Annotated in this window: 5 protein-coding genes; 2 read left to right on the top strand and 3 right to left on the bottom strand. The window is 58.3% G+C overall.

The window, feature by feature from the left end:
• Window positions 1-95: 95 nt before the first annotated feature.
• The gene (locus FDK21_RS14505; RefSeq protein ID WP_138149356.1) at window positions 96-1172 is read right to left on the bottom strand and encodes an aminotransferase class V-fold PLP-dependent enzyme; all 1077 of its coding nucleotides are present in this window, start codon (window positions 1170-1172) and stop codon (window positions 96-98) included.
• 316 nt (window positions 1173-1488) lie between these two features.
• On the opposite strand from FDK21_RS14505, the gene purU reads away from it, so the two are divergent.
• Together purU and FDK21_RS14495 are read left to right on the top strand one after the other, a co-directional pair.
• Entirely contained in the window at window positions 1489-2361 is an 873-nt protein-coding gene (gene purU, locus FDK21_RS14500) for a formyltetrahydrofolate deformylase (protein WP_138149354.1), read from the top strand.
• A 563-nt stretch (window positions 2362-2924) separates the two neighbouring features.
• On the top strand, window positions 2925-3545 hold the full coding sequence (locus tag FDK21_RS14495; RefSeq protein WP_138149352.1) for a TetR/AcrR family transcriptional regulator: 621 nt from the start codon (window positions 2925-2927) through the stop codon (window positions 3543-3545).
• On the opposite strand, the gene pbpC is transcribed toward FDK21_RS14495, so the two are convergent.
• Together pbpC and FDK21_RS14485 are read right to left on the bottom strand one after the other, a co-directional pair.
• Window positions 3520-5673, bottom strand: coding sequence for a penicillin-binding protein 1C (pbpC, locus tag FDK21_RS14490; protein WP_246657587.1), 2154 nt, complete (start codon window positions 5671-5673; stop codon window positions 3520-3522). The genes FDK21_RS14495 and pbpC overlap by 26 nt on opposite strands.
• A 14-nt stretch (window positions 5674-5687) precedes the next feature.
• Window positions 5688-11237, bottom strand: coding sequence for an alpha-2-macroglobulin family protein (locus tag FDK21_RS14485; RefSeq protein ID WP_171022100.1), 5550 nt, complete (start codon window positions 11235-11237; stop codon window positions 5688-5690).
• Window positions 11238-11239 lie beyond the last annotated feature (2 nt).

The raw sequence follows: 11239 nt of genomic DNA, 5'->3' as shown, positions 1-11239 counted from the left end.
CATTCCTTTCAACGTCCTTGGCCGTCCTGCATCCTGTCGAATGGACGGGGATCAGACCCTGTTGCCAAGGTGGCGATCCGCAAAGGAAAGTCAAGTCAACAATCCCTCAACAGAACGGCAAGACGCTGAAGGATCAAATCTTCTTCGGCAACACTCAGCATGACGCTTTCGAGCAGGATTTCACCCCGGCTGGCTCGATCCTCCATCACCCAGATCGCAGGGTTGGAGGCTTTCAAGGCAGCAATAATTGGAGCCGCCTCGCACGGCAAGCGCAGGCAGGCGCGCTCAAAGGGCAAATTGGTCGGATCGGCCACCGCATAGGCTGTCACTCCGGGCAGCAGATTGGCCCGCTCAAGAAAGGCAGCAAGCTTGGCAGCCTTGTCCTGCGCCCAATCGGCGAGATCCAGAGCCTGCCGTTCCTCAATCGCTGCCAGTACCCCCGCGATTGCCTCCTTCGAGGCTTTCATCCCGCGTCCGATTCCGGATTCTTGTGCGGCCACTGCCGCCACCATTTCCGCTTTGCCGACGACGATCCCAGCCGTAGGAGAAGCGAGATATTTCTGTCCACTGAGCAGCAACAGATCCGGATCAAGCGCCACCAGCTCGGCAACTTTGAAATCCTGCGCCGCCCCATCAAGGATCACCGGTACATTTTGGTCCTTTGCGAGCGAGATCATCGCAGCAAGGGAGGGGGTTACCCCCTCCACCAACCGGGAATGGACCAGCAGCAGCGCGCAGATGTCCGGCGCTTTGAGAGCCGATGCCAGATCCCCTTCGCTGCACGCATCCGCCTCTCCCACCATGAGCGGGGTTGCCCCTGAAAGGCGGATCGCCTGACGGACCGGATGGCCGTAATTGACATTGTGCCCTGCGGGCAAAACGACTTTGCTCGGCCCACCGGTGGGCAGTGGCAGACAGCGCACCAATGCCTTGTCCGTTCCCGTCATGCAGGCCGCAACCGACAAGGTGATGGCCGCCGCCGTACAATGAACCAGTGTCCCAGCCTCTGCACCCGACCAGGCTTTGAGTGCCAGATCAGCCTGGTGTTTGAGGTCCTCCATCACGGCATAGTGCCGCAGGCTTTCGCCAACTGCCCGGCTCACGCGCTCAGACGAACGTGAAACCCCAAGGGGGGTGAAGGTGCCTCTGGCATTGATTGGCTCTTTGGTCATCAACAATCTCTCCGGTATGGAACAGGGGGACAAGACCCGGGACTTTCATCGATAAAGAGGGGATTGTATTGGAGCAAGTGCTAATGACCACTTGTGGCTCAGCCCACCCCGAACCGAACCGCGCAAAGGCTAGCCCAGAGGCCCAAATGACAAACTTTTAACGCAAATTCGGCGTTTCCCGGTGCACCACTCCCTCTCCAAGGCTTTTCAGCGGCGTGTCACTTGGCTAAGGTCCGACCCGTTCCGGGACTGCCGCCTGACTGCGACCTCCCTCCCGGCCCTGTTATTTGTGACCGTATGAAAAGAAGCACTTCCCATGAGCATGATCCTGAAAATGACCTGCCCGGACCAACCCGGTGTCGTCGCTGACCTCAGCGCCCGACTGCTGGAGTTTGGCTGCAACATTCTGGAGAGCAATCAGTTCTTCCAGCCCGCCCCGAAATCGACACGGGATGATGGTCTGGGTACATTCTTCATGCGTGTGGTCCTGTCCAAGCCTGAAAGTACCGATCTGGCCGCCCTTCGCAAGAGCGTTGATGCTTTTGCCGACAAATTCAGCGCCACCTATTCACTCAATCGCAGTGATGCGGTGGTCAAAACCGTCCTGATGGTCTCCCGTTTCGATCACTGCCTGCTCGACATCCTTTATCGTGTGCAGAAAGGCGCGTTGCCGCTCGATATCGTTGCTGTGGTCTCCAACCATGCCGATAGCCGCAACAATGTGGAACGCCTTGGCATTCCTTTCTATCTCTGGCCGGTGACCAAGGAAAACAAGGAAGAGCAGGAAGCCAAGATCGACGAGCTGATCGAGCGCACCGGTGCCGAGCTTGTCGTGCTTGCCCGCTATATGCAGATCTTGTCCGATGCCCTGTCGCGTCGCCACTTTGGCAAAATCATCAACATCCATCATTCCTTCCTGCCAGCCTTCAAAGGGGCCAAGCCCTATCATCGGGCATGGGAACGGGGGGTGAAGCTGATTGGTGCGACCGCCCACTATGTGACGCCGGATCTGGATGAAGGTCCGATCATCGAGCAGGATACCGAGCGGGTGACCCATACCGATGATCCAGATGAACTGGTCCGGCGTGGGCGCGATATCGAAGCGCGGGTCCTTTCGCGCGCTCTGCGCCTGCATGCCGAGGGGCGTGTGTTCATTGATGGAAATCGGACTGTCGTCTTCCATCGCTGACATCAGGCGACCGCTTGCGGCCGCTCCTGCCCTTCAAGAAACAGGCCTGTGCAACACTGCGCGGGCCTTTCTTTTTACCGCCTTTGTCTGCGTGATTGAAGTCTGGAACAGGCAACCATACCGCGCCAAATTGGGGGTATGGCGCGGTATGGTCTATGGCTTGCGTCAGCCTTGTGGGGACAGGGGTCCACAAGCCAATCTCGAAAACATGATCAATAAGCGACCATGGATGGTCTGATTGAATGGATTGAGCTGATTCTCTTGCCAGATTTCCGGCAGCAATCAGACACAAAAAGGAGAGGTGGAGAACAATATGCCGATGCAATTTGAGCGTTTTTGACTAAAAGCGCTTCCCCAAGATCGAAACTTGTACATTTATCCTTGCAAAACATCAGAATTAACCACTCCTCTTAGTTGTGAGGCCAATTTTGGTGTATCAAGGAGGTGTTGCATGTCTCTGGAGATGGATTGCATGGATTTGGCGATGATTCATTGTGATCGATGGGACAGCGGCGTACAAATCATTACTAGACCGTTCGGTCAAGGGTTGTAAAGAGTGTGTCATGCCTCGTTCCACATATGAAAATCTGGTGATGGTGGCCGCTACGCTCTTCAGGCAACAGGGCTATTCCGCTTCCAGTATCTCAGACATCCTCACCGCAGCCGATACTGCCAAGGGGTCGCTCTATCACCATTTTCCCGGCGGTAAGCAGGATCTGGCGATTGCCGCCGCCCGCCATTCGTCTCAATGTGTTCTGGAGTTGATGAAGGGATGCTTCGAAAGGGCACGCATTGGCAATGGTTGCTTTTACGACGGCGTACAATATCTGATCGAAGAGATTGCGCTTCTGTTTGACGCGATGGAAAGCCATGAATTGAGCCCGGTTTCTGCCACCCTGCTTAACGGGGCCTCAAACGAGGCTTTCCGTAAGGAGGCTGTGTCTCTGTTTGTCGAGTGGAAGGAAGCCTTCATCACCGAGGGAAAGCGGTTTGGCATGGCAGTGGACATCGTCCGCTATCTGGGTAACAAGCTGCTCTTGCTGATGGAGGGAGCATGGGTGATTGCGCGCGCTGTAGGCCATGCTGGCCCAATCCGTGATGTCGGCATCATCATGCGCGAAGACCAATGGTCAAACCCGAACATGTCCAGCCTGACTCTCATGGCAAGCGCAGAAACAGACTGACACTGTCCGCACGCCCCGCAGCATCGATCACCGTCAGCGTCGATTGACCCGCACCGTCCGGTGTCCAGTGGATCTGCCGCCGGTTGCCATTGGCGTCGAACACCTGTCCGTTGGCGAGCCAGCGGAAGGGCGGCCGACCATCCTGCAACTTGATCACCACCGGGAAGGGAGACATGTCGCTGGTTTGGGCCAGTTCGATCTGTGCTCCGCTGGGCGGATAGCTGATCCGTGGCGGAGGCTCTGGCAAGGCAGCGTCCTGATCCCACCGGCTCTCGATGTGAAAGCGCTTCATGGTGGGGGGCAAGTCTGCTCGCGCTTGGTCAAGCGCCCCGAGGGGCGCTGAAGGCAATGGCTCCAAGGCAAGGCCGGATTTCGCAAAGGCTTCAAACAGGATCGGGGCAGCAGCGGACCAACCCGTAATTCCCGGCACGGCACCATTGTCTGCCTTGCCCACCCAGACCCCAATCACATGGCGGCCATCAAACCCCACGGACCAGGCATCCCGATAGCCGTAAGACGTGCCGGTCTTGTAGGCGATGGCCAGCTTGGCACTGCCCCTTGGCGGGCTGGCATCCTTGAGAATGTTGGCAATGTGCCACGTGGCGATTGGATCAAGGACCGAAGCACCGGATGCCTCTAGTGACGCCTCTGTCAGCTCGGATGGGACGGCGTCTTTCGCCTGAAGCCGCAGGGGACGCACACGGCCATTATTGGCAAACAGGGTATAGAGCTGGGTCAGATCCTTGAGGCTGAGGCCCATGCCGCCCAGACCGACCGCCAACCCGATCGTCTCACCTTCGGGCAGTTCCGCTTTAACACCGCCCTGCCGGATTCTGCCCATCATGCGCTGTGGACCGATGGCATCAAGCAGGGCAACCGCTGGCACATTCAGCGACTGCAGCAAGGCCTCGCGGATGGTCACTTCCCCCTGATAGTCCATATTGAAGTTTTTGGGGCGATAGCCGCCAAAATTCACCGGTCGATCGTCAATCAAGGTTTGATCCCGCACAAGGCCTTCTTCGAAGGCCAACCCATAGATGAAGGGTTTGAGCGCCGAACCCGGCGAGCGCAAGGCACGGCTCATGTCGATCCAACCGGCCCGCGCCGCACTGACATAGTCCGGCGATCCAATCTCCACCAGAATGTCGCCCGTCTTCGCATCTGCCATCACCAGAGCGACGGACAGGGTCGGCCCGAGACGACCCGCGGCGCGTTTGACCACAGTTTCCAGTTGCTGCTGGCTGTCCTTGCGCAACAAAGTGTGATGAATGGCTTTCTCTGGTGCCGCACGGATCAAGCGATCCGCCGCGTGCGCTGCCAGTTGCGGCAAATCCTGACGAGTGCCCCTGAGCGGTTGGGCGGTTGCTCGCGCCACTTCACCGATATCGATTACTGCCGCCTTGGCCATCCGTTCCAGAACGGTATTACGGGCTTTCAAGGCGCGCTCTGGGTGGATATCCGGTCGGCGGGCAACCGGCGACTGGGGCAGGGCAACCAGCAAGGCGGCTTCAGACAGGCTCAAGGCTCCCGGCTCCTTGCCAAAATAGGCGAGGGTCGCCGCCCTGACACCTTCGATATTGCCACCATAGGGCGCAAGCGTAAGATAGGCTGCCAGAATTTCCGGTTTGCTCATGCGGCGTTCCAGCTGGACGGCACGCAGCATCTGCCACAATTTGGCACCGATGGTGCGATTTTCTCGGGGTTCCAACAACCGCGCCAATTGCATGGTGATGGTGGAGGCACCCGAAATGATCCGACCGTTGGACACCAGTTGCCAACTGGCCCGCAGCAAGGCCTGCGGATCAATGCCATGATGGGCAAAGAAGCGTTTGTCCTCATAGGCCAGAAGGATCTTGATGAATTCCGGGTCAATCTGACCGAGATCTGCCTTCAGGCGCCAGTGTCCGGTTGGTGTGACATAGGCCCTGAGCAACGTCCCCTCCCGATCCACCACTTCAACCGACAATTTGGTCAGCGGTGACAGTGGTGGTGGGTTGGTCTTGTCGAATTGGACAAATCCAATCCAGCCACCAACAAGGAGCATCAAAAAAAAGCCAATGCCCAGCCCCATGCCGATAAAAAGCTTCGGCATGGGAATCTTGGTCAGGATGGATCGCAGCGGGGCCATAATGAGGGTGCCTCCTAACGGACGACCCGCATGAAGCCGCTGGCCGTCCGGGCTGAACGGTCCGGACGATACATGTCTTCAACAACCGCAGCCGGGTGCATATAGCTGCCCGGTGTTACCGCTCGCACCTGATAGGCCAGTGTGTAGGTGCGTGTCGCCCCACGATCATGGTTGATTGCCGCCAGCAATCGATCATCGCGGAATTCCAAATGAGCCACGTTGGTCTTTGGCAGCCAGCTGAAATCCTTGAGGTCACTGTTTTTCAGCAAATGCGGATTCTCGATCTCGAGACCTGCTGGCAGCAGGTCACTGATCATGATCCGCGACGGCAGATCATCCAGTTGGTTGACGCTCAGAACGACGACAAAGCGCTCATTTTGGCGGATTTCGGCCATCGAGGTCGGGCTGCCATCCAGCTTGTGATAGGAGCGGGCAATCACCAAACCATTCTCGCTCGCGGGCAAAGGCTCGGTTGGCGTGCCGATGGTCGTCACATTAACCTGCAGGGCCTTTGTCCCATCATTGTCGATGACAAGGGGTGCGTTGGCCAAAGACGATCCAGACAAAGTCTGGCTGAGAGACCCCTTGAGGGGAGCCCCATTCACAGCGATGCCAAGATCCTGCGGATTGGCAAGGCTTGAGCGCGCTGCCATAACCATCCATGCCTGCTCCTGAGTGCTGAGGCGACGGCTGGGATCATACAGCTCGGCGGCCAGCGCCTTGATGCCTGACAGAGCGTCCGGTGCGGGTGACAGCTCACCTGCAAGAGCCTGCATTGCCGCCACATCCCTCTGCAGCGAAGCGAAGGCATAGACTTGCTCTTCCGGCATCGTTTGTTTGGCAGCCAGAGTGTTTGCCAGACTGAGCGCGGAGTTAAACGCCCGATCCGCGCGGTTGCGATCCCCATAGAGCGCCAGAGCGGCCCCCAATTGTGCCCGTGCCAGCGGCGTTTTGAACTCCGTCAGCTTGGTCTCGACATAATAGCGCAAGTCCCCGGCAGACACCGCCCGATTGCGGGCAAGCGCATAGAGCCCGTAGGCGACAGAAGCGGAATCGCGGCCAAGATCGCTTTGATAGGCAAGACGGTTCTGCAGGCTGGTCAGCGCCCGCTTCATTGGTTCGGCGGCCACATCAAGCCCCCGTTCCTTGGCCCGGGTCAGGAAGTCGACCACATAGGCCGACAGCCATGCATCGTCCGGAGCATTGCCGCCCCAGAGGCTAAAGCCGCCGACATTGCTCTGATAGGACAGAAGTTTGTCGACCGCCTGTTGCAGACGCTTGTCCATTTCCTTGCCCGACAGACCCGCCAGATGCTCAGGCAAGGTCAGCGCAATATCGCGGGCATAAAGCAGAGGCAAAGCGCGACTGGTGATCTGCTCGGCGCAGCCATAGGGATAGCGGTCCAGTTGCAACAAAAGGGATGCAATGTCATAGCCGCCCGGTTCATTGACGGCGACGGTCAACTGCGCCCCATCCACCTGAAGGCCTGCAAGCAGGCTTTGATCGACGGTGAAGCTGTCACCCTTGGCAAGCGGCAGGCTCATCACTTGTGTTACCGGCAGAATGCCCGAGCGGATTGGCAAGGACGCTTCGTGAATGATATCCGCCAGTCCATCAGTCTCTTCGGTGACCTGTGACAGGGTTATCGTCACATCGCCACGTCCTTCTGCCATGGCGACAATCGGCAGACTGAGAGACACCCGTTCATCCCGATTGAGTCGCACCACCTGCGGGATCTGGGTCAGATCCGGTTTCAGTGCCTTGTTGGTTTTAACCGAAATGACATAGTCGCCTTCATCCGCTTCCAGATTGGTGAGTTCGATCAGCGCGCGGCTATCATCGCCTGGCGCCAAAACCTTGGGCAGACTTGCATGCACAATGATCGGATCACGGATCAGCGCATCTTTGTCCGAGCCACCAACGGCCTGTTTGGTCCAGGCTGTGGCCATCAGACGGGCCGAGCCGTTGAATTGCGGAATGTCGAAAGCCACCTCAGCCTCGCCCTGATCATCAAGGCGCACAATCCCGGAGACAAAGGCAACCAGTTCCTGCGTCGGCTTGTCTCCCGCCGATTGCATGCGTGGACCAAGACTGTCGCCACCGGTTCTAAGCGCTCCCGTCGCCCCTTGCGAGCCATCGATTAGACGGCCATACAGGTCGCGAATGGCAACACCCAACTGCCGTTGGCCGAAATAGCGTCCTTTCGGGTCAGGGGACGGGTGATTGGTCAGCTTCAGAATGCCTTCATCGACAAGAGCGACCTGAATATAGGCTTCTTCGCCCGCCTTCACCCCCTTGACGGTCACCGGAATGATCATCTGCTCATTGGGACGCAGCCCCTCATCAAGTTTGAACTCCACTTGAAGTGCCCGGTCTTCAGGGTCGATCTCCAGCCATTGTACGCCAATGGCGCGGGCCGGATTGCGGGAGGCTTCCTTGTCAGCCGGCCGATAAAGCGTCGCCAGCAAGTAGGCCCCGGCACCCCAATCCTTGTCGACCGGAATGTCGATGGTTGCCCCTTCCTCAGGGATATCAACCGAGAGCGTGTCACGAATGCTGTCCGTGCCGATGGCAATCAGGAGACGTCCGGCAAAGCGTGGTGAAACCTGCAGCTTGGCGGTTTCGCCTGCCTTGTAGCTGGCTTTGTCGAGTGCCAGCTGTAGCCCGTCCGGAGAATCCAGTGATCCGCCAGAACTCCAGCCAGCGGTGAATTCGATGCTGGTTGTATCTCCGACTGCAAGGCGATAGCGGCCCCATTCCACAGGCAAGGACAAAGCGGCAGGGTCATTATCTGCTGACAAATCAATGCTCCCGTCAGCCACTTTGCGCTCGAGATCAACGCTTTCGAACCGCCAGCGGCCATTGTCGCGATACCATTGATAATGGCGCTCCAACTTGATCAACGCCCAGTCAAGGCCAGTGCGCGCCACCTGTGCGCCGTCTGGATCGATGGCGAGAAGCTGGAACCCAGCCTCGCTGTTTTCCGAGACCCGTTCATCCTCAAATAGCGGCTTGATGCCGACCATCACCGTGTCCGGACGCACCTGATAGCGCACCCGGCGTTCAATGGCGCGGCCCGAACCTTCGCGCATCCGCATCACCAGATCGGCAACTTTCGGTCGGGTGGATGCCTTCAATGTGTCAAGTGCGACCTCGTAGCGTCCATGCCCCTGCGCATCAAGCGGTGGCAATATATCGAGCGGAATCCGTTCGGTGCCTGCCTTGTCCTCTTCGGCCAGGCCGAAGACATAGCCATCAAAGCCCTTGCGTGAGCGGCTTTCGCGCACCAGCACTTCGCCCTCGACATCAAGGCCAGCAGCGGGGGCTCCGTAAAGATAACGCCCTTCGATGCTGCCCGTTGCGACCGAACCGGGGGTGATCATGTCGCTTTCGGGTTTCAACGCCATGTCCGTGCGGTCCGGAATGAAATCTTCAACGAGGAACCGCATTTCTGCCAATGCCGGTTCATCCGGGTCGGCCAAAACCTGCACCTGCCAGGTGCCGCGCGGCGCATTGCTGGTCAATGGCAAGCTGACCGCATAGCCACCCAAGGCGCGGCCATCGCCGACCAGTCGCTGCAGCTCAACCCCATCTGGGCGATAGAAGGCAAATGTCAGCGGCAGGTCATCAACGGCGCGGGCACTGGCATCGCGAGCCAAGGCAGACACATGCACCTGTTCGCCGGGACGATAGACGCCGCGTTCGGTCCAGGCATAGACATCGACACCCTGCGGTGACGCACGTCCCGTCACGCCACGGTCGGAGAGATCAAATCCGGCCCGCGTCATATCGAGGAAGACGAAATCAGTATCATCCTTGGCCGCGGTCACCACCGCTGGTGCCAACCCTTCTTTGCCGCGCACCAGACCGGCGTCAAAACTCACCAGCCCCTTCGCGTCACTGGTGCCTCGGCCCAGCACATCATTGTTGCGGGCAATCAGTTCCACTTCGACGCCAGCCAAAGGCTCGGCACTGGCCAGCGAGCGAACGAAGACCTGTAACCCGCCCATTGTCGCATCCTCGCCAGAGGCGGCACGATTGCTGCTCATAAAGGTGGTCAACCCGATATCGGAAATCACGAACCATTGGCTCGCCAGCGCCTCATAATCGCGCAAATTCTTGGTCTTGGTTGAGGCGGTCATCAAATAGACCCCGGGCTGGCGCTCAGGTAGCGCTTCATCGATCGGGATCGAGGTGACCACATCCTGATTTTTTTTAGGGCGGATGTCGATGGCGCCCTTCCAGACCGGTGCTCCAAGATTATAGACGAGACTGGACAGCTCCCAGTCCGACAATTGCTTGAGAAAATTCGAGCCACGCATCAACTGCGCAAGGGAACGATCCGAGACACGATAAAGTGCCAGTTTGGCCTCATCACTATTGACCGAGACCAGCGGAATGCCCCGACGGTTGCTGGCAGGCAGCACATAATTGTTGCCGGTAAAGCGCATGGATGGTGCCCGGTCACGGACATAGAGATCAAGCTGGATGTTGGAGAGCAGCCGTTCGCCATTTTCCGCGGGCAACCCTTCGCGCAGATCGATTTGATAGCTCTTGCCATGGGCAAGCCCTTCGACACAGATCTGCCGTGTCGAGACATCAATCGATTGCGGTGGTTGCTGGTCGACCCGCACATAGGAGGCAAAGTCGGAAAAGCCCTTCTTGAGGTCTTCGGAAAATTGCAGACAAATGCGGGGCACTTTCAGGTCCGCATCCAGAGAATGGGTCAACATCCGGAAACCATGGGCCTTCAGAAGGCGCATATAATCATCACGATCCGCAGGATTTTCCTTCAAATCGAGGGCCAGCTTGAAGCTGTTGATGGACTCGCGATACCAGTTGGCAGCCTCGAGACTGTGCGCCAGACGCGACAGGGATGCCGCTCGATCGCTGCGTGTGCGCGAGGTGCCATAGGCATTGACTGCGGCACTCACCGCATCATTCCGCGCCCGGCGGGCCTCCGAGCGGTTCTGAACCGTGAGGGCCAAGCGTGCCGAGGCGTCAGCCAAGGCCAGCCACGCATCAGAGGAGTCCGGTCGAGTGGCAATGGCCGACTGGAACCAGCCGACTGCTCCTGCTACATTGTCAAAACCCATTTCGTCCCGACCGCGTGCGAGCATTTCCTCAAAACCGGTGTCATTGCCCTGCATCTTGGTGATGGTCTGCTTGAGTTGCTCGGCTGAGCGATACCAGCTGGCCGACAGATAGGACAGGCGAGGGGCTGCCCCCAAATCCGGCTCGGCTGACTGGCTGACGATCCGGCCGGAAATGGCCCCGACGAAAGGTGTTGCGGTCTTGAAGTCGGATTTGAGGAAACAGAAGCGGGCCCGGACATTGTAGGTGAAGGCCCGGCATTCATTGAGATGAAGACAGGCTTGCTGGCACTGATCGAAGGAAACCCGGCGCTGGGTCTTGATATCAAACCCGTAATAGTCGGTATCCTCCTCGATGATCACGTCGCGCATTTGACTGCCGCCTTGTGCTTGCGCCGTGACCACAGATGGCATGATGGATGGAATGGAGAATGCGAGCAACGCCGCAAGTGCCGTCAGAAACCGGGTCATGA

Source organism: Cohaesibacter sp. CAU 1516, assembly GCF_005771485.1.
Classification (GTDB): Bacteria; Pseudomonadota; Alphaproteobacteria; order Rhizobiales; family Cohaesibacteraceae; genus Cohaesibacter; species Cohaesibacter intestini.
This window is presented reverse-complemented; position numbering and strand designations above follow the sequence as displayed.

Coding starts and splice junctions, on each gene's coding strand:
- FDK21_RS14505 (WP_138149356.1), bottom strand. CDS start 1,172: ATGACCAAAGAGCCAATCAATGCCAGAGGCACCTTCACCCCCCTTGGG.
- purU (WP_138149354.1), top strand. CDS start 1,489: ATGAGCATGATCCTGAAAATGACCTGCCCGGACCAACCCGGTGTCGTC.
- FDK21_RS14495 (WP_138149352.1), top strand. CDS start 2,925: ATGCCTCGTTCCACATATGAAAATCTGGTGATGGTGGCCGCTACGCTC.
- pbpC (WP_246657587.1), bottom strand. CDS start 5,673: ATGGCCCCGCTGCGATCCATCCTGACCAAGATTCCCATGCCGAAGCTT.
- FDK21_RS14485 (WP_171022100.1), bottom strand. CDS start 11,237: ATGACCCGGTTTCTGACGGCACTTGCGGCGTTGCTCGCATTCTCCATT.